Annotated in this window: 19 protein-coding genes and 1 tRNA gene; 11 read left to right on the top strand and 9 right to left on the bottom strand. The window is 70.9% G+C overall.

Going from position 1 to position 22,278, the window contains the following annotated elements; all coding sequences use genetic code 11:
• Positions 1–105 precede the first annotated feature (105 nt).
• Entirely contained in the window at positions 106–1,401 is a 1,296-nt protein-coding gene (locus ACFVT5_RS09965; RefSeq protein ID WP_389883736.1) for a class I SAM-dependent methyltransferase, read from the top strand.
• Between the two features lie 83 nt (positions 1,402–1,484).
• Here the strand turns inward: ACFVT5_RS09965 and ACFVT5_RS09960 are convergent, their stop codons facing one another.
• The gene (locus tag ACFVT5_RS09960; protein ID WP_389883733.1) at positions 1,485–4,013 is read right to left on the bottom strand and encodes an ABC transporter permease; all 2,529 of its coding nucleotides are present in this window, start codon (positions 4,011–4,013) and stop codon (positions 1,485–1,487) included.
• A gap of 132 nt (positions 4,014–4,145) precedes the next feature.
• A complete protein-coding gene (locus ACFVT5_RS09955; RefSeq protein WP_389883730.1) occupies positions 4,146–4,916 on the bottom strand; it encodes an ABC transporter ATP-binding protein in 771 nt (256 codons plus the stop codon).
• Positions 4,917–5,385: 469 nt separating this feature from the next.
• Between ACFVT5_RS09955 and ACFVT5_RS09950 the strand changes: the two genes are divergently transcribed.
• Positions 5,386–5,469: transfer RNA gene (locus ACFVT5_RS09950), tRNA-Leu, on the top strand.
• Positions 5,470–5,807: 338 nt separating this feature from the next.
• Here the strand turns inward: ACFVT5_RS09950 and ACFVT5_RS09945 are convergent.
• Positions 5,808–6,476, bottom strand: coding sequence for a TetR/AcrR family transcriptional regulator (locus ACFVT5_RS09945; protein WP_389883727.1), 669 nt, complete (start codon positions 6,474–6,476; stop codon positions 5,808–5,810).
• A gap of 138 nt (positions 6,477–6,614) precedes the next feature.
• On the opposite strand from ACFVT5_RS09945, the gene ACFVT5_RS09940 reads away from it, so the two are divergent.
• A complete protein-coding gene (locus ACFVT5_RS09940; RefSeq protein WP_389883724.1) occupies positions 6,615–7,013 on the top strand; it encodes a hypothetical protein in 399 nt (132 codons plus the stop codon).
• Between the two features lie 47 nt (positions 7,014–7,060).
• The gene (locus ACFVT5_RS09935) at positions 7,061–8,242 is read left to right on the top strand and encodes a GDSL-type esterase/lipase family protein (protein ID WP_389883721.1); all 1,182 of its coding nucleotides are present in this window, start codon (positions 7,061–7,063) and stop codon (positions 8,240–8,242) included.
• On the opposite strand, the gene ACFVT5_RS09930 is transcribed toward ACFVT5_RS09935, so the two are convergent.
• Entirely contained in the window at positions 8,220–9,980 is a 1,761-nt protein-coding gene (locus ACFVT5_RS09930) for an IclR family transcriptional regulator C-terminal domain-containing protein (RefSeq protein ID WP_389883718.1), read from the bottom strand. The genes ACFVT5_RS09935 and ACFVT5_RS09930 overlap by 23 nt on opposite strands.
• A gap of 131 nt (positions 9,981–10,111) precedes the next feature.
• Between ACFVT5_RS09930 and ACFVT5_RS09925 the strand changes: the two genes are divergently transcribed.
• The 3 genes from ACFVT5_RS09925 to ACFVT5_RS09915 all read left to right on the top strand — a co-directional run bounded on the left by ACFVT5_RS09925 (position 10,112) and on the right by ACFVT5_RS09915 (position 13,836).
• On the top strand, positions 10,112–11,326 hold the full coding sequence (locus ACFVT5_RS09925; RefSeq protein ID WP_389883716.1) for a 4-hydroxybenzoate 3-monooxygenase: 1,215 nt from the start codon (positions 10,112–10,114) through the stop codon (positions 11,324–11,326).
• On the top strand, positions 11,323–12,741 hold the full coding sequence (locus tag ACFVT5_RS09920; protein WP_389885205.1) for an MFS transporter: 1,419 nt from the start codon (positions 11,323–11,325) through the stop codon (positions 12,739–12,741). The genes ACFVT5_RS09925 and ACFVT5_RS09920 overlap by 4 nt, the downstream gene beginning before the upstream one ends.
• 168 nt (positions 12,742–12,909) lie before the next feature.
• A complete protein-coding gene (locus ACFVT5_RS09915) occupies positions 12,910–13,836 on the top strand; it encodes a Bax inhibitor-1/YccA family protein (RefSeq protein ID WP_389883713.1) in 927 nt (308 codons plus the stop codon).
• Between the two features lie 103 nt (positions 13,837–13,939).
• Here ACFVT5_RS09915 and ACFVT5_RS09910 read toward each other — a convergent pair whose 3' ends face one another.
• Positions 13,940–14,170, bottom strand: a complete 231-nt coding sequence (locus tag ACFVT5_RS09910; protein WP_389883710.1) for a DUF4287 domain-containing protein — start codon at positions 14,168–14,170, stop codon at positions 13,940–13,942.
• A 101-nt stretch (positions 14,171–14,271) separates the two neighbouring features.
• Here ACFVT5_RS09910 and ACFVT5_RS09905 point away from each other — a divergent pair, with 101 nt between their 5' ends.
• On the top strand, positions 14,272–14,583 hold the full coding sequence (locus ACFVT5_RS09905) for a hypothetical protein (protein ID WP_389883708.1): 312 nt from the start codon (positions 14,272–14,274) through the stop codon (positions 14,581–14,583).
• A gap of 93 nt (positions 14,584–14,676) precedes the next feature.
• On the opposite strand, the gene ACFVT5_RS09900 is transcribed toward ACFVT5_RS09905, so the two are convergent.
• The 3 genes from ACFVT5_RS09900 to ACFVT5_RS09890 form a co-directional block, all read right to left on the bottom strand.
• Positions 14,677–15,600 carry a hypothetical protein gene (locus ACFVT5_RS09900; protein ID WP_389883705.1) on the bottom strand — a complete coding sequence of 308 codons (924 nt, stop codon included), beginning with the start codon at positions 15,598–15,600 and terminating at the stop codon, positions 14,677–14,679.
• A gap of 254 nt (positions 15,601–15,854) precedes the next feature.
• Positions 15,855–17,075, bottom strand: coding sequence for an acetyl-CoA C-acetyltransferase (locus tag ACFVT5_RS09895; protein WP_389883703.1), 1,221 nt, complete (start codon positions 17,073–17,075; stop codon positions 15,855–15,857).
• Positions 17,076–17,186: 111 nt separating this feature from the next.
• Positions 17,187–18,326: an SGNH/GDSL hydrolase family protein gene (locus ACFVT5_RS09890; RefSeq protein WP_389885202.1), complete on the bottom strand. Its 1,140-nt coding sequence runs from the start codon at positions 18,324–18,326 to the stop codon at positions 17,187–17,189.
• 188 nt (positions 18,327–18,514) lie between these two features.
• Here ACFVT5_RS09890 and ACFVT5_RS09885 point away from each other — a divergent pair, with 188 nt between their 5' ends.
• The gene (locus ACFVT5_RS09885) at positions 18,515–19,903 is read left to right on the top strand and encodes a cystathionine beta-synthase (protein ID WP_389883700.1); all 1,389 of its coding nucleotides are present in this window, start codon (positions 18,515–18,517) and stop codon (positions 19,901–19,903) included.
• Positions 19,904–20,195: 292 nt separating this feature from the next.
• Here ACFVT5_RS09885 and ACFVT5_RS09880 read toward each other — a convergent pair whose 3' ends face one another.
• On the bottom strand, positions 20,196–20,612 hold the full coding sequence (locus ACFVT5_RS09880) for a hypothetical protein (RefSeq protein WP_389883697.1): 417 nt from the start codon (positions 20,610–20,612) through the stop codon (positions 20,196–20,198).
• A 137-nt stretch (positions 20,613–20,749) separates the two neighbouring features.
• Here ACFVT5_RS09880 and ACFVT5_RS09875 point away from each other — a divergent pair, with 137 nt between their 5' ends.
• Both ACFVT5_RS09875 and ACFVT5_RS09870 read left to right on the top strand, forming a co-directional pair.
• Positions 20,750–21,586 carry a MurR/RpiR family transcriptional regulator gene (locus ACFVT5_RS09875; RefSeq protein ID WP_389883694.1) on the top strand — a complete coding sequence of 279 codons (837 nt, stop codon included), beginning with the start codon at positions 20,750–20,752 and terminating at the stop codon, positions 21,584–21,586.
• Positions 21,587–21,694: 108 nt separating this feature from the next.
• Positions 21,695–22,273: a hypothetical protein gene (locus ACFVT5_RS09870; protein ID WP_389883691.1), complete on the top strand. Its 579-nt coding sequence runs from the start codon at positions 21,695–21,697 to the stop codon at positions 22,271–22,273.
• Positions 22,274–22,278: the final 5 nt, after the last annotated feature.

Raw genomic sequence — 22,278 nt, 5'->3', positions numbered from 1 at the left:
CGTAACGGGAAAACGGGACTGTGCGGCCGACCCGTTGGTGTTGACGAGGTGTTGGACCGTCACGGGATCTGTGATCACGGATCTGCCATCACGGAGGTGTGTGCCATGCAGGACGCCGCACTGCGGCTGAAGACCCTCGCCGAGCAACTCATGGGAGTCCGGCTCCCGGTGCGTATCCGCGCCTGGGACGGTTCGGAGGCGGGCCCTCCGGACGCTCCGACGCTGGTCGTACGCCACCGCCGGGCGCTGCGGCGGCTGTTGTGGAAGCCCGGCGAGCTGGGCCTGGCCCGCGCCTGGGTCGCCGGTGACCTCGACGTCGACGGGGATCTGTACGAGGCCCTCGACCTGATGTCCTCGCTGATCTGGGACCGGGGCGAGGACGCCCGAACCCTGCGCCAGGCCCTGCGCGACCCCGAGGTACGCGCCGCCGCCCGCTCGCTCGCCGTCCTCGCCGGCCCCTTCCCACCGCCGGCCCCGCCCCGCGAGGAGACGCGCCGCACCGGCCGCCTCCATCTGCACACCAAACGCACCGACAGACGCGCCATCAGCCACCACTACGACGTCGGCAACGACTTCTACGCCCTCGTCCTCGGCCCTTCGATGGTCTATTCGTGCGCCTATTGGGACACCCCGGACTCCACCCTGGAGGACGCCCAGCGCGACAAGCTCGACCTCATCAGCCGCAAGTTGGACCTGAAGCCCGGCATGCGGCTGCTCGATGTCGGGTGCGGCTGGGGCTCCATGGCGATCCACGCGGCCCGCGAGTACGGCGTCCGCGTCGTCGGCGTCACCCTCTCGCAGGAGCAGGCGGCCTTCGCCCGCAAGCGCGTCGCCGAGGAGGGCCTCACCGACAGGGTCGAGATCCGCGTCCAGGACTACCGGGACGTCGCCGACGGCCCGTACGACGCGATCTCCTCGATCGGGATGGCCGAGCACGTCGGATCGACCCGCTATCTGGAGTACGCCCAGGACCTGTACGCCCTGCTGAAGCCGGGCGGACGGCTGCTCAACCACCAGATCGCGCGCCGCCCTCGGGGCGACGAAGACGGCTACCAGGTCGACGAGTTCATCGACGCGTACGTCTTCCCGGACGGCGAGCTGGCACCCGTCGGCACCACCGTCGAGCTGCTCGAACAGGCCGGGTTCGAGGTCCGTGACCTGGAGGCCATCCGGGAGCACTACGGGCTCACGCTGCGCCGCTGGGTCGCCAACCTGGAGAAGCACTGGGCGAAGGCCGTCCGGCTGACCAGCCCCGGCCGGGCCCGTGTCTGGCGCCTCTACATGGCCGCGTCGGCCCTGTCCTTCGAGCGCAACCGCATCGGCGTGAACCAGGTCCTCGCGGTACGCGCCCCCGACGCGGGCACCTCGGGGATGGCGCTGCGGGCACGCGCCTGGGGCTGACGCCCCGGCACGCGCGTCCCGGCGCACGGAAGGGCCCGTACGGCGGAGTGTCGCCGTACGGGCCCTTCCGTGGGAGGCCGCGGCTACTCCGACTTGATCGCCGCGAGCATGTTCAGCCGCGCCGCGCGCCGCGCCGGCCAGAGCGCCGCGAGGATGCCGACCATGCCTGCGAGCAGCAGGAACAGCGCCATCCGGCCCCACGGCAGGACCAGCGAGTACGTCGCCATCCGGGCGCCGATCAGCTCACCGGCCGCCCAGCCGAAGAAGACGCCGAGCCCGAGCCCGAGCACCCCGCCGAACAGTGAGATCACCAGCGATTCGAGCCGGACCATCCGCTTGGTGCCCTTGCGGTCGAGGCCGATCGCGCGGAGCATCCCGATCTCCTGCTGGCGCTCGAAGACGGACATCGCCAGGGTGTTGATGACACCGAGCACCGCGACGATCACCGCCATGGCGAGCAGCCCGTACAGCATGTTCAGCATCAGCGTGAACAGCTGCGCGATCTCGTTGGACAGGTCCTTCTTGTCCTGGACCTTGATCGCCGGGTTGTCGCCGAGCGCCTTCTCCAGCTTGTCCTTCGTCGCCGCCGAAGTGCCGTCGGACGTCTTGACCATGACCTGCATGTCGGTGGTGTCCCGCTGGTGCGGCGCCAGCGTGTTCATGTCCATGATGATCCCGCGGATCATCTCGTTGCCCACATAGACCCCGGCGACGGTCAGCGTCTGCTTCTTGCCGTCCTCGTACGACGTGGCGAACCGCGAACCGACCTTCCAGCCGTGTTGCTTGGCGGTCTTGTCGTCCACGACGACATCGGTGCCGGCGACCTTGAACGTGCCGTTGTCGACCGGGAGATCGGTCAGCTCGCCGATCGTGGAGCCGTCGACACCGGTCAGATACTCGGTCTTCCCACCGATACGGGACTCCGCGTTGCGCAGCGGGCTGGTCGCGGTGACGCCCCCGACGTCCTTGAGCTTCTTCTCCACCTCGGGCGAGAGCGTCTTGAAGTTCGCCATGCTGACCGTGTAGTCGGCCTTGATGGCGGAGGTCGCCATCTTGTCGATCGCGTTCTGGAAGCTGCCCGCGATGACCGTCATACCGGTGATCAGGGTCAGCCCGATCATCAGCGCGGACGCGGTCGCGGCGGTACGGCGCGGGTTGCGCACCGAGTTCTGCCGGGCCAGCTTGCCCGAGACACCGAAGACCCGCAGGAGCGGGCCGGACGCGGCGATCAGCGGCCGGGACAGCAGCGGCGTCAGCACGAACACGCCGATGACCAGCAGACCCGCGCCCACACTCATCGGGACGTTGCCGTCCGAACCGCTCATTCCGGTGGCGGCCAGGACCAGCGCGGCACCGGCGGCGGCGAACACGGCGCCGATCGAGTTCCGTACCACCAGGGACTTCGTCGTCGCGGCGGCGTGCACGCTGCTCATCGCGGCGACCGGCGGGATCTTCGCGGCGCGGCGGCCGGGCAGCCAGGCGGCGAGCATGGTGATCACGACGCCGACGATCAGGGCGGTCAGGACGGTGCCCGAGGTGACGATCACCGGACCGGCCGGGACGGTGACGTCCAGCATGCCCATCAGGCCGCGCAGACCGACGCCGATCCCGATACCGGCGGCGAGACCGGTGATGGCGGCGACCGCGCCGACGAAGAACGCCTCAAGCAGCACGGAACGGGTCACCTGGCGGCGCGAGGCACCGACGGCCCGCATCAGCGCCAGCTCCTTGGTGCGCTGCGCGACGAGCATCGTGAACGTGTTGGCGATGATGAACACACCGACGAACAGGGAGATCCCGGCGAAGGCGAGCATGCCCGTCTTCATGCCGCTCATCCTGGCCTCGATGCTCTTGGCCTGGTCGGCTGCCAGCTTCTGACCGGTGGTGGTCTCCGTACGGTCGCCGGGCAGGATCTTGTCGAGTTCCGCCTTCAGCGCGGCCTGCGTGGTGCCGGGGGCGGCCTTCACGTCGATCTGGTCGTACTCGCCGACCTTGTTGTACAGCCGCTGCGCGGTCGCCGTGTCGAAGAGGGCGAGGCTGCCGCCCGCGGCGACATTGCCGTCGTCGGTGGTGAAGATGCCGGCGATGGTCGGCTTCAGGATGGGGCCGTCGATGGACATCCGGATGGTGTCGCCGACCTTGTAGCCGCCGCGCTCCGCGGTCCGCGCGTCGATGGCGATCTGGTCCTTGCCCTGCGGGGCCTTGCCCTCCTTCAGCGGGTAGCGGGGGTCCTTCGCGCCCCAGTAGTTGCCGCCCGCGGAGTCGAAGCCGCCGCCGATGAGCTTGCCGTCCTTGTCGGCGAGCGCGCTGAATCCTCCGACCACACCGATCGCGGACCCGGTGCCCGGAGCCTTGGTCACCGCGTCGAGCGTCGACCGCGTCAGCGGCTGCACCTTGGCGACGGTGTCGCCCTTGCTCTCGGGCGTCTTCGACTGGACGGCGACGTCGACCTGGTCGAAGCCCTTGGACGAACTCTTCTGGAGGGCGTCGGAGATGGTGTTGGTGAAGACCAGCGTGCCGGAGACAAACGCGACGCCAAGCATGACGGCGAGCACGGTCATCAACAACCGGGCCTTATGCGCAAAAACGTTGCGCAGGGCGGTACGGAACATGTGGGTGCGTCCTGGTGAGGAGGAGTATTGGGCCCCGTCAGGGGCGCGGGGAACTGCGCGACCAGCCACGGACGGCCGGCAGTTGGGCGACGTCCGGTCGACCCCCGATTAGGGGCGCGAGGAACTGCGCAATCAGCTGGTGCGTCCCTTGGCGTCGAACCGCTTCATCAGGTCCAGCACGGCATCCGCGGTAGGCGAGTACAACTCATCGACGATCCGCCCATCGGCGAGGAACACCACGCGATCGGCATACGCGGCGGCCACCGGATCATGCGTGACCATGACGACGGTCTGCCCCAACTCCCGTACCGAGTTCCGCAGGAACCCCAGCACCTCGGCGCCGGCCCGCGAGTCGAGGTTTCCGGTCGGCTCGTCACCGAAGATGATGTCGGGCCGGGCGGCGAGCGCGCGGGCCACGGCGACACGCTGCTGCTGACCGCCGGAGAGCTGCGCGGGACGGTGCTTGAGGCGGTCGCCGAGACCGACCATGCGGATCACGGTGTCCAGCCACTGCTGGTCCGGCTTGCGGCCCGCGATGTCCATCGGGAGGGTGATGTTCTCCAGCGCGTTCAGCGTCGGCAGCAGGTTGAACGCCTGGAAGATGAAGCCGATCTTGTCCCGGCGGAGCTTGGTGAGCTGCTTGTCCTTGAGGGACCCCAGTTCGACGTCGCCGATCCGGACGGAACCGCTGCTGAAGGAGTCGAGCCCGGCGACGCAGTGCATCAGCGTCGACTTGCCGGAGCCGGACGGGCCCATGATCGCGGTGAACTCGGCCTGCCGGAAGTCGATGGAGACCCGGTCCAGGGCGACCACCTTGGTCTCTCCCTGACCGTAGACCTTGCTCAGCTCAGTGGCTCGGGCGGCGGCCACGGTGGTGCTCGGGGCGAAGGGAGTGGTGGTCACGGGAGGGTGCTCCTGTCGGTGCGACGGATGAGGGCGACAAATGAGGGTGCCTACGGCTGCGGGCGCCATGCCCTCTCGAAGACATCTCCATCGTCGCGGCCGATTCGGGCCCTGGAGTCAACCGCTGTTCCGGTTCCGGGGGCAGCCTTCGGTCGGACCGAGAGGGCCGCTGTCATACCTGGGGATGACGTCCGACCCCGAGATGGGGATGACATGGGGTGTCCGTACGGGGCCGCGGGGGAGCGGGCGTCGGGACACCGTCTGGTTTTTGCCGTTGACGGTGAAATTCCGTCATTCCGCGTTCGTCGCGAGAGGCCCCGAGAAAGGTGATTTGCGGGTCTGAACGGCCCGGGACCTGGGCTGATGCTCCCTCAGACGGCAATAAAATAAGACAACATCGGACTGTCGTTCCGCTGTCCGGGGGACCGGTCCCGATAGGCTCGGACCCTCGTCGCGGAGCCCATGGCCTGCCCGGATGGTGGAATGCAGACACGGCGAGCTTAAACCTCGCTGCCCTTCTCGGGGCGTACCGGTTCAAGTCCGGTTCCGGGCACTACCGCTCACTCTGCGCTGCCGAGCGGTGACACGAGGTGTGCGAACCGAGATTTTACCGGGCCTTGAATCCCATCCGAGCGGGGTCGCTCTTAAGTTCTGCGAATTCCGCTAACCCCGTAACTCCGAGATCGCGCTCATGCGTGGCGACGATGTCCGAGAGGCGGTCGGGACAGCGGTGCCCTTCCTCCAGCCGTATGCCGTGCGGGACCGGTCGCCGGAATCGTCGGAATCGCCGGATTCGGGGCGCCCGTACCGTTTTGTTTTCTCCCTCGGAGAAGTCACCGTCATTGCGGCAAAGGGCTGTTCACCCATCAGATCGACGTGATGCTCCAGCGGTTACGCCCGCCGGCCGGGGTCCGGTTCGGTCAGGGACGTGAGTTCGGCGTCGAAGAGGAGTGCCGGGTTGAAGGTCATCCCCGTGAAGTGGCCCGCGAGTTCCAGTGAGAGGACGCCGTGCAGCCGGGTCCAGAAGGTCAGGGCGCGGTGGAGGACGGCGGGTGGGGCGGGGTGGTCGTTCGCCCACGCCCGGTGGTCCGTGAGGTGCGCCTCGAACGGTGTCTCGGGGCCGCCTCGCGCGGGCGTCGCCATGAAGGTGTCGAGCAGCGTCGCCATGATCTCGGACGAGATCGCGGTGATGTCGTCGGGCGCGTGGTAGCCGGGTACGGGTGTGCCGTAGATGAGGAAGTACCGCTGCGGGTCCTCCAGTGCCCAGCCGCGTAGGGCATGGGCCAGCGCGGGCAGGTCGGCGCCGGACTCCGCGGCGGTGTGGAAGGTGTCGGCCAGGCTTCGGTACGCGTCCCTGATGAGCGCGGTGATCAGCTCGTCGCGGCCGGCGAAGTACCGGTAGAGCGCGGGTCCGCTCATGCCCATCTGCTTGGCGATCGCGTTGAGGGAGAGCGCGGACGCGCCCGCCGTGGCGATCTGCTCCCAGGCACGCTCCTTGATCTCCTCGCGCACCTGGGCGCGGTAGCGCTCGCGTGGGGTCCTTGTGCCCGTCTCCGCCATCCGCCTGCCGCCTTCCGTCTCTGCAAAGCGATACTTTCAAGATTTAGTTAGAGGCTATCACGAAACCTCTTGACGCTTACCGCTCGCGGGAGTTACAACTTATAACGAACGCCAAGCCATCTAGGTAGGGGAAGTCTCATGACCACCTCCACGACCACCTCCACGTCATCGTCCACGTCATCCGAATCGCCCGCCCCCGCCCCCGCCGCCACCCGGCGCATCCCCCTCCCCCTGACCATCTCCGCCTGGGCGGTCCCGATCATGGTGCTCGCCCAGTTCGCCCTGGTGGCGATCGTGCCGGTCGTGATCGCGCTGGTCACCGGTCTCGGCCGCGTCCGTGACCGGGCGGTACGCCTGGCGGCCTCGCTTCTCGCCGTCGCGTTCGCGATCCCGCTCACCGTCTGGCTGGTGCGGCCCGATGGCGCGCCGAGCCTGTCCAAGGACATCCACCCCGCGTTCGTGGCACTGATCGTCGCCGCGTCCGCCGCGCTCCTCCTGACCCTGCGCCGCGCCCGCCGACTCCCCACGGCCGGATAGGTTCGTCGTAGTGAACGACCCGGTACGAGGGGGCGACGGTGAGGGAGATGCGGGCGGTTCCGCTGGTCGGTGGGCCGGTGGAGGTACGGGGCGCGCTGGCCCTGGAGACCACGCGCGCGGGGGTGATGCCGCGCCGGCTGCCCGCATGGACCAAGGAGCAGTACCAGGACCCGTCGGTCGAGGCATCCACCGTGATGCCCTCGGGGGTGCGCCTGGTGTTCCGTACCGACGCGCGTGAGCTGGAGTTCGACGTGCTGACCTCCACCGGGCAGTTGCCCGGCGACCCCGAGCCGCGCCCGACCGGGACGCTGGAACTCCTGGTGGACGGCGCCCCGGCCGGACGCGAACGGGCGCCGCTGGGTCAGGTGCTGCGGATGGCGCGGCCCGGGTCCGCGCAGCGGCTGATTCCGGGGGAGCCGGGGACCGTACGGTTCGCCGGGCTGGCGGCCGGAATGAAGACCGTCGAGTTGTGGCTCCCGCAGCAGACCCCCACGGAACTGGTCGCGCTGCGTGCCGACGGCGAGGTGCTGGCGCCGCTGCCGGACGGCCGCCGCCGCTGGGTGCACCACGGCAGTTCCATCAGCCACTGCATCGACGCCGACGGCCCCACCGGCACCTGGCCGGTGGTCGCCGCCGCGCTCGGGGGCGTCGAGGTGATCAACCTCAGCCAGGCAGGCAACGCGCTGCTCGACCCGTACGTCGCCCGGACGATCCGGGACCTGCCCGCCGATCTGATCAGCCTGAAGGTGGGCATCAACATCGTGGCGCTGGCCGCGTTCCGGCTGCGGACGTTCGGCCCGGCGGTGCACGGGTTCCTGGACACCGTCCGGGACGGGCACCCGGACACCCCGCTGTTGCTGGTGTCCCCGGTGAGCTGTCCGGCGGTCGAGGAGACCCCGGGCCCGGCCGCGGTGGGCCCGGACGGGATGGTCGCCGCGCTGGGTGACCCGGCCGATGTGGCCGCCGGGGCGCTGACGCTGGCCGTGGTCCGTGCCGAGTTGGCCCGGATCGTCGCGGCCCGGGGGGCGCGCGACCCCCATCTGCACTACCTCGACGGACGCGCGCTCCTCGGCCCGGACGAGGTGGACGACCTGCCCGACGGCCTCCACCCGGGCGCCGCCGCGTACCGCCGTATGGGCAAGCGCTTCGCCGCCCACGCCTTCGCGGACGACGGTCCCTTCGCATCCGACGAGGTGATCGAGGCCGTCAGGACACCCCGAACTCACTGAAGCGGGACGCCGTGTGCACGTCGTGCTCGATGGCGGCGGCCGTCCGCCGCAGCGCCGGGAGCAGCCGGTCCCGGGTCGTCGCCAGAGGTGTCGTACCGGAGTGCTGGGCGACGTTCAGGGCCGCGACGACCCGGCCCCGGGCGTCCCGCAGCGGTACCGCGACCGAGCGCAGCCCCTCCTCCAACTCCTCGTCGATCGTGGCGTATCCCTGCCGCGCCGTGGTCTCGACGGTCCGCGCCAGGGCCTCGGGCGAGGTGACCGTGTGCCGGGTCAGCGGCCGGGGATCGCTCGCCGCGAGCAGCGCCGCCCGCCGCTCATCGGGCAGGCCCGCCAGGAGTACGCGGCCCATCGCGGTCGCGTACGCGGGGAAGCGGGTGCCGGGCGCGATGTGCACGCTCATGACCCGTACGGTCGGCACGCGCGCCACGTACCGGATGTCCGTACCGTCCAGGACCGTCACCGACGCCGACTCGTGGACCTCCTCGACCAGGTCCCGCAGATGCGGCTCGGCCAATTCGGCGAAGGAGAGCCGGGAGAGGCGGGCGTAGCCCAGTTCCAGGACCCGGGGGAGCGGCCGGAAGAGCCGGCCCGTGTGGGTCGCGTACCCCTCCTGTTCGAGCGTCAGCAGACAGCGCCGCGCCGTCGCACGCGGCAGCCCGGTCGCCTCGGCGAGCGCGGTGAGCGGCACACCGTCGCCCCGGGCGGCCCCCAGCGCCCGCAGTACGGCGAGCCCACGCGCGAGCGACTGGAGGAATTCGGGACCGAGTTCGCCCTTGGCGTCAGGGGGCAGGAGGGACGAGTCGACCCCGACAGGACCCACGGCAGCCCCCGCGACTCCGCCGACCTTCGTCACCTCCTGACCCCCCGCCACTCCGCCGACCTCCGCGTCCTCCCGCCCCCCCGTGACTCCGCCACCCTCCGCGACTTCCCGACTCCCCGCGAACAGCCTCCCCAATTCGCCTGCCTCCGCCCGTAGTCGGCCCAGCACCGCGTCCGCCAGGTCTGTCGCGCTGTGGCGGCTGGTGTGGCTGACGGCGCTGAGGGCGGCCAAGGGGTGGCCGTCCGGGGTGTGGACCGGGACCGTGACCGCGATCAGGCCCGTTTCGATCAGCTGGTCGTCGGTGGCGTGGCCCGTCTCTGCCGCCAGGGCGACCCGGGCGGCGAAGTCGGATTCCCGGATCTCGCGCGGTGACACCACCGGGAACCCCGCGCCCAGCGGGTCGGCGAGGCGGCGGGCCCGCCACGCGTCCCACCGCGCCGGTGACCAGTCCGTCGCGAACACCGCGCCAGGGGCGCACCGTTCCGCCGGAAGCAGATCGCCGACATGGAACGCCACCGACATCGCGCGGCGCCGCGTGGCCTGCGCCACGAACCGGACCCCGTCCCCGTCGGGCACCGCGAGCGACACCGACTCGTCGAGTTCGTCGGCGAGCCGGGCCGTCCGTGCGGCGACCGCGTCCAGGGGCCCGCTCGCCGCCAAGTAGGCGTTGCCCAGCTCCATCAGACGGGGCGTCAGCCACAGCTCCTGACCCTGGCGGCGTACCAGACCGAGGTGGTGCAGGGTCGTCACGACCCGGTCGACGGTGGACCGCGCGAGCCCCGTCGTACGGACCAGGTCACCGGCCCGGGTCCGCTCACCGGCGGGCGCCGACGCCAGCGCGCGCAGCACGGCGAGCCCCCGCTCAAGAGGCCGTACCGACTCAACTCCGCGCGCCGTTCCGGTCGCCGATTCGGGCATAGCGCTCCCTCGATTTCGTTCAGCGGGCGTGCCGGGACCGTTGACAGCGGCCCGGACCGGGCAGACACTCCCGCTGAGCACATTATGAACAAAAGTTCACCAGGCGAACAAGTCGAACAAGAGGCTACTGCATGCGTACCACCGTCGGCATCATCGGAGCCGGTCCCGCCGGACTCCTCCTGGCCCGGCTGCTGCACAACGCGGGCATCGACTCCGTCGTCCTGGAGTCACGCGACCGCGCCTACGTGGAACAGCGCCAGCGCGCCGGAATCCTCGAACAGGGCACCGTGGACGTGCTGCGCGCGGCCGGCGCGGGCGAGCGCATGGACCGTGAGGGGCTGCCCCACGACGGCATCGAGCTGCGCTTCGACCGCCGCCGTCACCGCGTCGACTTCCCGGCCCTGACCGGCGGCCGGTCCGTGATGGTCTACGCCCAGACCGAGGTCGTGAAGGACCTCATCGCCCTCCAACTGGGGGACGGCGGCCCCCTGTTCTTCGAGACGGAGGCCCTGGAGGTCACCGGCGCGGAATCCGACCACCCGCGCATTCGCTTCCGGCAGACAGACGGCACCGAAGGCGTCCTCGACTGCCACTACGTCGTCGGCTGCGACGGCTTCTGGGGCGTCTCCCGTACCGCCGTCCCCGCCACCGTCTCCCGTGTCTCCGAACGCACGTACCCCTTCGGCTGGCTCGGCATCCTCGCCGACGTACCGCCCTCGCACGACGAACTCGTCTACGCCCGCCACGACCGCGGCTTCGCCCTGCTCAGCATGCGCTCACCCGTCGTCTCCCGGCTCTACCTCCAGGTCCCCGAGGGCACCGACGCCGCCGACTGGAGCGACAAGGAGATCTGGGACGAACTGGAACGGCGCCTGGAGACCGACGACGACTGGACCCTGCGCCGAGGCCCGGTCACCGCCAAGTCCGTTACCCCGATGCGCAGTTACGTCCACGAGCCGATGCGGCACGGCCGGCTCTTCCTCGCCGGTGACGCCGCCCATATCGTGCCGCCGACCGGCGCCAAGGGCCTCAACCTCGCCGTCGGCGACGTCGTCACCTTCGCCCGTGCCCTGATCCACCGGCGCGACACCGGCGACACCGCGCTCCTCGACGCGTACTCCGCGACCTGTCTGCGCCGGGTCTGGCAGGCCGAGCGGTTCTCGTACGCGATGACGACGATGCTGCACAGGCCCGAGGACGCGACCCCCTTCGACGACCGCGTCCAGCGTGCCGCTCTCGACCGGATCACCAGCTCCCGGTCCGCCGAGGCCGACCTCGCCGAGTCCTACACCGGCTTCCCGCTCGACCTCCCCACCGATCCCCCGCACGATCTCCCCGGCGCCTGACCCCAGGGCGCCCGGCCCCTCTGCCCCGTCGTACGTCCCCCATCCCCCCTCTACGACGAAGTGAGAGAACCGTGACCGCAGACCCCACCCCGAAAACCCCGGACCGCTCCTTCCGAGCCGTCGCCCTCGTGATGACCCTCTGCTGGGTCGCCGTCTTCTTCGACGGCATGGACGTCAACATCTACGGCGCCGTCATGCCGCACCTGCTCGACGACCCCGACCTCGGCTTCAGCCCCGGGCTCGCCGGCACCATCGGCAGCTGGACCACCTTCGGCATGCTGATCGGCGCGCTGACCGCGGGCACCCTCACCGACTGGCTGGGCCGCAAACCGCTGGTCACCGCCAGCGTCGTCCTGTTCTCGCTCGGCTCCGCGCTGTGCGCCCTCGCGCCGGGCGCCGCCCTGTTCGGCGCGGGCCGCTTCGTCTCCGGTCTGGGCCTCGGCGGCCTGATGCCGATCGGCCTGGCGATCGTCGCCGAGTTCGCGCCGCCGCGCCGGGCCGCACTCGCCACCGGCCTGATGATGACCTCGTACCACGCGGGCGGCATGGCGGCCACCGGCATCGGCCTTGCCGTCGCGCCCGAGCACGGCTGGCGCTGGGTGTTCTGGGCGGGTGTGCTGCCCGCCGTGATCGCCGTGCCGCTGGTCCTGAAGTGGCTGCCGGAGTCCCCGGGCGTCCTCTTCGCCAAGGGCCGCGTCCAGGAGGCGTACGCGACGGCCGACCGCTACCGTCTCGAACGGCCCGTGCCCGCCGAGGCGCCCGAGGCCGGTGTCAAGGGCCGCCTCGCCGCGATCGGCGCCCTCTTCGCGCCCCGCACCCGCTGGGCGACCCCGCTGCTGTGGATCGCGTCCTTCGCCGGACTGCTCCTCGTCTACGGCGTCTCCACCTGGCTGCCCGAGCTGATGCGCGCCTCCGGCTACTCCCTCTCCTCCTCCGTCACCTTCCTCATGGTGATCAACGCGGGCGGCATTGTCGGCATGCTCGTCGCGGGCCGCACCGCCGACCGGTTCGGGCCGGTCAAGGTCTCCGCGATCTGGTTCGTGCTCACCGCCGCGGGCACCTTCCTGCTCCGCGCCCACCTGCCCCTCGGCGTCGCCTACACGGTGGTCTTCCTCACCGGCGTCTGGCTCTTCAGCGCCCAGGTCATGGTCTACGCGGCCACCGCCCGGGTCTACGCGCCGGGCGAGCGTGCCACCGGGCTCGGCTGGGTCACCGGCGTCGGCCGCACCGGCGCGGTCGTCGGACCCACCCTCGGCGGCGCCGTCATCGTGGGCGGCAACGCGGGCCTCGGCTTCACCACCTTCGCCGGCGCCGCCGTCCTGGGCGCCGTCGCGATCACCCTGGTGCCGCTCGTCCGGCGTACCCGGCGCGAGGCGGCGGCGCCGGGCGGGGAGACGACGGCGTTCGCGAGCTGATCCGTTAAAACCCGTGAATCCCGGGGAGAAAAGCGGGGAACGCCCGGCGTCCGCCGGGCGTTGCCCGTAACAGATGGGGAAAGATCCTCCCTGAGCACTAGGCTAAGGTCTTTGCCCGCCTATTACTCTTGGAGCCGAGGTCACAACGGGTGGCCATGGAGGAATGCAATGAGGAGCAGTAACCCGGTCTTCTCGCGACGGGGGTTCAGCCGCGACAACGGTTATGCGGGCTTCAACGCCGCGCCGCAGGCCGGGGGACCAGCCGCAGTCGGTACCCAGGGCAGCCCTTACGCCCAGGGCAATCCCCAGGCCCAGGGCAACCCGTACGCGACAGCGCCCACCGCGCCCACCAACCCGTACGCACCGCAGGACCTTCAGTACGGCGCGCCCCCGCAGGCGCCCGCCACCACCGGCCGCATGACGATGGACGACGTCATCATGCGCACCGCCACCACGCTCGGCATTCTCATCGTCACGGCCTCGCTCTCCTGGGCGCTGCTGCCGGTCGACGACGCGAACATCAACCGTTCGTACGGCATCGCGATCGGCGCCGCGCTGCTCGCGATGGTCCTGGCGTTCGTCCAGTCCTTCAAGCGCAAGGCGTCCCCGGCGCTGATCGTGTCGTACGCCGCGCTGGAAGGTGTCTTCCTCGGCGTCATCTCCAGCGTCGTGGACAACCGCATCGCGAGCGGCGCGGCGATGCAGGCCGTCATCGGCACCCTGGCGGTCTTCGCGGCCGTCCTGGTGGCGTACAAGGCGGGCTGGATCCGCGTCAACCGCCGGTTCTACGGCTTCGTGATGGCCGCGGCCATGGGCTTCATCCTGCTGATGGCGGTGAACCTGCTGTTCTCCGTCTTCGGCGGCGGTGACGGCCTCGGCTTCCGCAGCGGCGGCCTCGGCATCGTCTTCGGCATCATCGGCGTGCTCCTCGGGGCCTGCTTCCTGGCGCTGGACTTCAAGCAGATCGAGGACGGCGTCGCCTATGGCGCGCCGCGTGAGGAGGCGTGGCTCGCCGCGTTCGGCCTGACGCTCACCCTCGTCTGGATCTACCTGGAGTTCCTGCGGCTGATCGCGATCCTCCAGGGCAACGACTGACGTAGGTCGTACGCCCACTGACGCGGAAGGGCCCGCGAACCGTCTCGGCGGTTCGCGGGCCCTTCCGCGGTTTCGGGGGTTTACGGGTGTGGTGCGCGCGTTGTCAGAGCAGTTTGCGCGCGGCCCTCCTCAGGTCGTACTCATGGATGATCGCCTTGGCATGGCCGTATGCGAGGTCGTGCTCGCTGCGGAGCCAGCTGACCTTCTCCTCGAAACGGAAGAGAGAGGGGCCTTCGTCGACGGTGCGCAGCCAGTCGGAGATCTCACGACCGGTGCAGTGCGGGATACGGGCGAGCAGATTTCGATGGGTCTCCGCGGAGAAGACTTGGGACATCGGCGCCTCCGGACGCGTGCTATGTGGTCCGTCCTTCACGCCACCGTGCCTGAGCGTTCGGGTGTTGGCAACAGTCCGGGTCGGACGCATAGGGTCACGGCGTGCTTGATACGACCCCCCTCACCGCCGCCGTGGACCGTTTCGCCGACCATTTGCGGGCCGCGCCGCAGAGCCGGCTCCAGCGTGGCGCGGCGGCCGAGGCACTCGCCCTGGCCAGAGAACTCGCCACGCGCGCCCAGCGGTTGGAGGCCCCGGACGCGCCGCCGCACGAGATGCCGGACGCGGGCATGTTCGCCGCCGCCGACCAGATCACCGTCGCGGCCCACGATCTTGCCGTCGCGCTGACGGATCCGGCGCAGTTGGCGGAAGCGGTGCTCCTGGTGGAGGAGGCACAGAAACGCGCCGGGGTGTGAATCCCGGCGCGCGATGGTCGCCTGTGCGCGGTGTGGTGCGTGTGGTGCGGTGCCGTGAGGTCCGGCTCAGATGGTTCAGATGGTTCAGCCGGCTCAGATGGACGCTATGACGCGGTCCGCGAGGACGTACACGCTCTCGGTGCCGCAGGAGAAGGTCAGCGCGTACGCGCCCGAGACTCCGGAGCCGCCGAGCAGGACCGGGGTGTCACCGGCGCGCAGGGCCCCGGCGAGCCGTTCCGCGGTCTCGCGGTGCCCCGGCGTCATGCACAGGGTCGTCCCGTCCTCGAAGACGTATACGTCCAGCGTGCCCAGCGGACCCGGCCGTACGTCGGTCAGCGCCGCGCGGGTCGCGGCCAGCTCCTCCAGACAGAGCACCGTGCGCTCGTGGTCGCCGCCGATCGGGGACCGCTCACGGGCGTGGGACGGGGACTGGGCCGGGACCGGCACGAAGTCCGGGTGCGAGGGGTGGCGGCGGCGGGCCGCGGCCAGCTCCGGTGAGTCACCCGCGTACCCGCCGTCCAGGGCGGTGGACTCGACGGCCTCGGCGACACCGGTCACGCCGGTGTACTCGACGGCCTCGGCGACCTCAGGGAACTCGGTGAGGGCGTCGCCCTCGTCCAGGTCCGTACCCGGCTCGGTCAGGGGTGTCAGGCCGACGAAATCGGCCTGGCGCGGCAGATACAGCTCGTCCGACGGCAGCGGCAGACCGAGCAGCGACGGCGCGTCCGAGGCGTCCCGCGCCTCCTGGGCGGCCCAGAACGCGCGGGCCTCGGCCATCTCGCGCTCCCGCTCCTCGGCCAGCGCCTCGGCGACGGCCGCGCGTATGTGCTCGGTGTCCGGAGTGGTGCGGGCGGCGGGCACGACGGCACGCGCGTCCATCGGTACGTGGCGTTCCGCCAGCTCGGATCGGAGTGCGGTGATCTGCCGACGCAGTCCGTGCACGGCATGCAGGGCGGCGGCGCCCACGGCCGTGGCAGCGGCGGTGGTGACCAGCAGGGCTAGGGGCATGGCGCTCACTGAAGTACTCCCGTGTCAGTCGACCCCCGACTTCCTACCTCAGCTTGAAGCCTGAACCCTCATCCTGTCAGTGCCTTACGTCACGATTTGAGTAGTTCTTTCTGGCCGGTGTTTACCGTGGATTCACCTGTGACCTGCGCAAATGAACTCCCCCAGGAGATAGATCACATCCTGGGGGAGATTGGGTCACGAATCGATCCGTGCGCCGGGGGCGCGTACGCCCGCGCTCGGGTCGGCCGCGGGCCGGTCGCGGGCTAGCTGAGGCGCTCGATGACCATGGCCATGCCCTGGCCGCCGCCGACGCACATGGTCTCCAGGCCGAACTGCTTGTCGTGGAACTGGAGGCTGTTGATCAGGGTGCCGGTGATCCGGGCGCCGGTCATGCCGAAGGGGTGCCCGACGGCGATGGCGCCACCGTTGACGTTCAGCCGGTCCAGGTCGACGCCCAGCTCACGGTAGGAGGGGATGACCTGGGCGGCGAACGCCTCGTTGATCTCGACCAGGTCGATGTCGCCGATTCCGAGACCGGCGCGGGTCAGGGCCTGCTTGGACGCCTCGACCGGGCCCAGGCCCATGATCTCCGGGGAGAGACCCGAGACACCGGTGGACACGATCCGCGCGAGCGGGGTCAGGCCCAGCTCCCGGGCCTTGGTGTCGCTCATGATGACCAGCGCGGCGGCGCCGTCGTTCAGCGGGCAGCAGTTGCCGGCCGTGACCAGCCCGTCCGGGCGGAACACCGGCTTCAGACCCGCGACGCCCTCCAGGGTGACGCCCGCGCGCGGACCGTCGTCCTGGCTGACGACGGTGCCGTCCGGGGTGGTCACGGGGGTGATCTCGCGCTGCCAGAAGCCCTTCTCGATGGCCGCTTCGGCGAGGTTTTGCGACCGTACGCCGAACTCGTCCATGTCCTGGCGGGTGACGCCCTTGATCCGGGCCAGGTTCTCGGCGGTCTGGCCCATCGCGATGTACGCGTCCGGGACCAGGCCGTCCTCGCGCGGGTCGTGCCAGGAGGCGCCGGTCGACTCGGCGACGGCGGCCGTACGGGCCTCGGCCTCGGCGAACAGCGGGTTGCGCGTGTCGGGCAGGCTGTCGGAGTTGCCCTTCACGAAGCGGGACACCATCTCGACGCCCGCCGAGATGAAGACATCGCCCTCGCCGGCCTTGATCGCGTGCAGGGCCATACGGCTCGTCTGGAGCGAGGAGGAGCAGTAGCGCGTGACCGTACAGCCCGGGAGGTGGTCCATGCCCATCTGTACGGCGACGATCCGGCCCAGGTTGTTGCCCTGCTCGCCGCCGGGGAGGCCGCAGCCGAGCATCAGGTCGTCGATGTCCCTCGGGTCCAGCTCGGGGATCTTGGCCAGCGCGGTCTGGATGATCGTGGCGGTGAGGTCGTCGGGGCGCAGGTCCTTGAGGGAGCCCTTGAAGGCGCGGCCGATGGGGGAGCGGGCGGCGGAGACGATCACGGCTTCGGGCATGTTCGACGGCTCCTTGGCAGGGGGCTTGACCGGTGTCCTCAGGTGTTCTTACGGGAAGTTAGCGGTCCGTACCGTCCCGGTCACCGGCGTGGGCGTGTGATACCTACCGCACTAGTCTAAGCGCTTGCTCAGGGGAACGGGGCCTGAGGTGCCGGGCTCTTCGTCCGGGGGCGAGGCAGGGGGCGAGGCAGGGGGCGAGGCAGGGGGCGAGGCAGGGGGCGAGGCAGGGGGCGAGCCAGGGGTCGAGGCAGCGGCCGGGGCAGGGGAGGGTTCCTGGATCTGCCGGCGACGGCGTCGCTTCAGGAGGGCCCACGGACCCCGAGGCCCGCTCGGCATCGCCGCTGTGACCTCGGTACCGCCCTCCGCCGCCGCCCGGACCGCCGCGCGGGCGACCGGCAGGAAGCCCTCGTCCCGGGAGACATCCGGACGCTCCTCCTCGGGCCAGAGGCCCAGGGACGCGCAGAGTGTGGGGAGGATCGCCATCGCCGCGGTGGCGTACCCCTCCGCAGAGGGGTGGTAGTTGTCGGGGCCGAACAGCTCCCGCGGATTCGCCGCGAACTCGGGCCCGAGCAGATCGCCGAGCGACACCGTACGGCCGCCCTGCTCCACCGCGCCGATCGTCTGCGCCGCCGCCAACTGGCGCGACGCCCGGCGCGCCAGCCAGCTCAGCGGCTGGTACACCGGCTCGATCGTGCCCAGATCCGGGCACGTACCCACGACCACCTCCGCGCCCGCCGTACGCAGCCGCCGTACCGCGGCCGACAGACAGCGCACCGACTCCGTGGCCGGCATCCGGTGCGTCACATCGTTCGCGCCGATCATGATCACGCAGACGTCCGGTACCCATGAGGTGTCCGCGACGACCAGGCCCACCTGGCGTTCCAGGTCGTCCGAGCGGGCGCCCGGCTGCGCCACGTTCCGCAGCTCCACCGGCTGTTCCGCGACCGCCGCGAGGCCCGACGCGAGCAGCGCTCCCGGTGTCTGGCGTGCCCTGCGCACGCCCTGGCCCGCCGCCGTCGAATCCCCGAGCATCACGAAGCGCAGCGGCTGCGCGCCGCCCGTACGCCCCGCGAGCCCCGCGCCGTAGAGGCCGTCGGCGCGGGGCGGCGGCGCGTTCCCGCCGTTCCCGTGGTTGCCCACCAGCCGTTTCGCCAACCGCACCTCGGCCACGACCACGCCGACCGCCGCCACACCCAGCAGACCGATCCCGCCGCCGCCGTACGCCGCTCCCGCGGCGATCCGCCGTGCCACCCTCGCCCTCGACATGCCTCGCAGTCACCTCCTTCGAGCCGTACACCCACTCCTTGCCCCGTCCGGACGGTCAGCCAATCGCACCGGAGAGTGAACACGGGCGGATGCGACGCGCCCCGGTGCTTCGGGCCGGGGCCTTAGGCTGGCGGCACCCATCCTGAAGCCCTTCTTGCAGCCCGGAGACAACGGTGCGATTCCACGACTCGATGATCAGCCTCGTCGGCAACACCCCGCTGGTACGGCTCAACAACGTCACCGGCGGGATCCAGGCGACGGTCCTGGCCAAGGTCGAGTACTTCAACCCCGGCGGCTCCGTGAAGGACCGCATCGCGCTGCGCATGATCGAGGCGGCCGAACAGAGCGGGGCGCTCAAGCCGGGCGGCACCATTGTCGAGCCGACCAGCGGAAACACCGGGGTCGGCCTGGCGATCGTGGCCCAGCAGAAGGGCTACCACTGCATTTTCGTCTGCCCGGACAAGGTGTCCACGGACAAGATCAACGTCCTGCGCGCCTACGGCGCCGACGTCGTCGTCTGCCCCACGGCCGTCGACCCGGAGCACCCGGACTCGTACTACAACGTCTCCGACCGGCTGGTCCGCGAGACGCCCGGCGCCTGGAAGCCCGACCAGTACAGCAACCCGAACAACCCGCTCTCGCACTACCACTCGACCGGCCCCGAACTGTGGGACCAGACCGAGGGAAAGATCACCCATTTCGTCGCGGGCGTCGGCACCGGCGGCACCATCTCCGGCACAGGGCGCTACCTCAAGGACGTCAGCGACGGCCGCGTCCAGGTGATCGGCGCCGACCCCGAGGGCTCCGTCTACTCCGGCGGCTCCGGACGCCCGTACCTGGTCGAGGGCGTCGGTGAGGACTTCTGGCCGACCGCCTACGACCGTACGGTCGCGGACGAGATCGTCGCCGTGTCCGACAAGGACTCCTTCCAGATGACGCGCCGGCTCGCCAAGGAGGAGGGGCTCCTCGTCGGCGGCTCCTGCGGCATGGCGGTCGTGGCCGCGCTGCGCGTCGCCGAGCGGCTCGGCCCCGACGACGTGGTGGTCGTGCTGCTGCCGGACAGCGGACGCGGCTATCTCTCCAAGATCTTCAACGACGAGTGGATGGCCGACTACGGCTTCCTCGCGGACACCGGCCCCTCCGCGCGCGTCGGTGACGTCCTGCGCGACAAGGAGGGCGCGATGCCCTCGCTCGTCCATATGCACCCGGACGAGACCGTCGGGCAGGCCATCGAGGTGCTGCGCGAGTACGGCGTCTCGCAGATGCCGATCGTCAAGCCGGGCGCCGGGCACCCCGATGTGATGGCCGCCGAGGTGATCGGCTCCGTCGTCGAACGGGACCTGCTGGACGCCCTGTTCGCGCAGCGCGCCTCGCTGGGCGACCCGCTGGACAAGCACATGTCGCGGCCGTTGCCGCAGGTCGGCTCCGGTGAGCCGGTCGCCGACCTGATGTCGGTACTCGGACGGGCGGACGCCGCGATCGTGCTGGTCGAGGGCAAGCCGACCGGGGTCGTCAGCCGGCAGGACCTGCTCGCGTTCCTCGCGCGGGGCGAGAAGCCGTAGCGGGTTCTCGCGGGCGGGAGAGGTTCCTTGAAGTGGTACGAGCACGTCACGTCCGCGCAGCACACGCTTAACACGGGTCCGGCAGATTAGTGGGTGTCGACAGGGGCGGGAGCGGCTCCCCGCCCCGGTCGGCGAAGAACGGCGCCAAGGACCTCCGGAGCGGCTCCCGGACCTCCATGGACGCCTGGACGCGGCCCGGCCTGACCCGGTCCGCGTCCCTCGCGGGGACCGCCGTCGTCCCGCCCCCCGTTCACGGGGGTGCGGCGGTCCCCGCGCATATCTTCTGTCGCCTCTAGTCCTCCCAGTCCGAGGACGACTTCTCCCTGCGGAAGAAGCGGGGGAGGCCGTGCATCGCGTGGACGCCGTTGACCCCCACGATGCCCACCCAGGTGATCAGCAGGCCAGGGATACCGGCATTGACCGCGCCGATCGCCGACAGGGGGATCGCGAGGATCAGCGAGACCATGCCGAAGCCGAAGCGCTCACCCCACGAGTCCGCGCTCTGCGGACTGCGGGCGCCGCGGGCGACGACCATCTGCTGTTCGGCGAGCTGGCGGCGCACCCGGCGGTCCACCGCTCCGTCCAGTCGCTGCTCGACCTTCTCAAGGAACGAGTCGACCAGCACCGAGTCGTAGTCCTCGCCGAGTTCCCTGCGGGCATGCAGGGTGGCGTCGAGTTCCTTCTTGAGTTCGGCGTCGCGGGGTTCCATGGCTCCTACGGTACGAAGGCCCTCGCGTCCGCACAGTGGGGCTACCCCCCCTTTTCCGACCGGACCCGTGCTGCATATCGTCATGCAGAGCACCGGGAACCTGAATAGGGTCCGGGGGAGAGGGGAGGAAGGCCACCATGACCGACAGTCCTGCCGCACGGCTGCAACAGCTCTTCGAGGGGCACCGGCTGACCCCCACCCAGCGGCGCATCGCGCACAGCATGGTGCGGCGGGCCGCCGAAGTACCGTTCCTGTCGAGCGTCGAGCTGGCCGAACTCGCCGGGGTCAGCCAGCCGTCCGTGACGCGCTTCGCGGTGGCGCTCGGCTTCGACGGGTACCCGGCGCTGCGGCGGCATCTGCGCGAGGTCGCGCCCCTCGACGTACCGGACGACACCGCCGAGCGCAACGAGTACCAGCAGGCCGTCGACGCCGAGATCGAGAACCTCCGGCACCTCGCCGACCTCCTCGCCGACCCCGCGCCGGTGCGCCGCGCGGGCCGGCTGCTCGCCGCGTCCCGCCCGCTGCCGGTGCTCGGTCTGCGCGCGGCGGCCTCACAGGCGTACGGCTTCGCGTACTTCGCGGCCAAGGTCCACCCCGATGTCCGGCTGCTCGACGAGGGCGGCACGATGCTCGCCGACCGGATCGACGCGGCGGTACGGGCCGGGGCCGGCGCGCTGCTCTGCTTCGCGCTGCCGCGCCATCCGCGCGAGGTCGTGGACGCGCTGGCGCACGCCCGGGAGGCCGGGCTGACCGTCGTCACCGTCGCCGACAGCGCGTTCGCGCCCGTCGCGAAGGTGTCCGACCTGCTGCTTCCCGCCGCCGTCGGCACAGGGCTCGCCTTCGACACGGCGTGCGCGCCGATGCTGCTCGGGCGGGTGCTCCTGGAGGCGATGTGCGACGACCTGCCGGACGCGCAGGCGCGGTTGGAGGACTTCGACGCCAGGGCCGCCGCGCGGGGCCTGTTCGTGGAGTGACCCGACGTCACCCCGCAGACTGCTTGCCCGTCCTCATCGGCTCCTCAGAAAATGACGCTAACGTGCCGCATCCGGCAGCGGAGGCGATGTGCTGAGGAGGAGTAGGACATGTCGCGCGGAGGGCAAGGACTGGCTCGGGTGGCGGTGGTCGTACGGGCGGGGGCGGCGCCCCTGTGGTGGCTGGGGGTGTGCGGCGCCGGGATCGGGGTCCTGGTGCCCGGGTTCACCGGACGCCGGATCGGGGTACTCGCCGGTGCCGCGCTGTTCCTCGTGACGGCGGCGGTCGTCGCGTACGGGCGGCGCAAGCGGTACGCGGCACTGGCCCGGGGCACGGCGCGGGCCGGCCGGAACGACATCCTCCAGGACCGGGCAGTCACCGTACGCGCCTGGCGGCGCGGGCACCGGTGGTGGCTGCTGCTCGCGTTCCTCGCGGCGGTCGGCAGCTCCTTCGCGGCGCCCGCGACGCTGGGCATGCTGTGCGCCGGAGCCGGGGCGGGCCTGTACCTGAAGTCGGCGTGGCTCGGCCGCCGCGAGCGGTCCGACGAGGCGTTGCTGTGGGTACGGGTGGACTGGCTGAACGGCCGCGGCGGTGACCCGGCGGGCAAGCCGGTGAAGGGATACCGCGCGACGGGTACGTCCGCCGGGGACGCCACACCGGGCGGCGCCCGCCGCAAGGTCACGGTCTAGCAGCC

This window comes from Streptomyces sp. NPDC058001 (genome assembly GCF_042886315.1).
Classification (GTDB): Bacteria; Actinomycetota; Actinomycetes; order Streptomycetales; family Streptomycetaceae; genus Streptomyces.
This window is presented reverse-complemented; position numbering and strand designations above follow the sequence as displayed.

Coding starts and splice junctions, on each gene's coding strand:
- ACFVT5_RS09965 (WP_389883736.1), top strand. CDS start 106: ATGCAGGACGCCGCACTGCGGCTGAAGACCCTCGCCGAGCAACTCATG.
- ACFVT5_RS09960 (WP_389883733.1), bottom strand. CDS start 4,013: ATGTTCCGTACCGCCCTGCGCAACGTTTTTGCGCATAAGGCCCGGTTG.
- ACFVT5_RS09945 (WP_389883727.1), bottom strand. CDS start 6,476: ATGGCGGAGACGGGCACAAGGACCCCACGCGAGCGCTACCGCGCCCAG.
- ACFVT5_RS09940 (WP_389883724.1), top strand. CDS start 6,615: ATGACCACCTCCACGACCACCTCCACGTCATCGTCCACGTCATCCGAA.
- ACFVT5_RS09935 (WP_389883721.1), top strand. CDS start 7,061: ATGCGGGCGGTTCCGCTGGTCGGTGGGCCGGTGGAGGTACGGGGCGCG.
- ACFVT5_RS09930 (WP_389883718.1), bottom strand. CDS start 9,980: ATGCCCGAATCGGCGACCGGAACGGCGCGCGGAGTTGAGTCGGTACGG.
- ACFVT5_RS09925 (WP_389883716.1), top strand. CDS start 10,112: ATGCGTACCACCGTCGGCATCATCGGAGCCGGTCCCGCCGGACTCCTC.
- ACFVT5_RS09915 (WP_389883713.1), top strand. CDS start 12,910: ATGAGGAGCAGTAACCCGGTCTTCTCGCGACGGGGGTTCAGCCGCGAC.
- ACFVT5_RS09910 (WP_389883710.1), bottom strand. CDS start 14,170: ATGTCCCAAGTCTTCTCCGCGGAGACCCATCGAAATCTGCTCGCCCGT.
- ACFVT5_RS09895 (WP_389883703.1), bottom strand. CDS start 17,075: ATGCCCGAAGCCGTGATCGTCTCCGCCGCCCGCTCCCCCATCGGCCGC.
- ACFVT5_RS09880 (WP_389883697.1), bottom strand. CDS start 20,612: ATGGAACCCCGCGACGCCGAACTCAAGAAGGAACTCGACGCCACCCTG.
- ACFVT5_RS09875 (WP_389883694.1), top strand. CDS start 20,750: ATGACCGACAGTCCTGCCGCACGGCTGCAACAGCTCTTCGAGGGGCAC.
- ACFVT5_RS09870 (WP_389883691.1), top strand. CDS start 21,695: ATGTCGCGCGGAGGGCAAGGACTGGCTCGGGTGGCGGTGGTCGTACGG.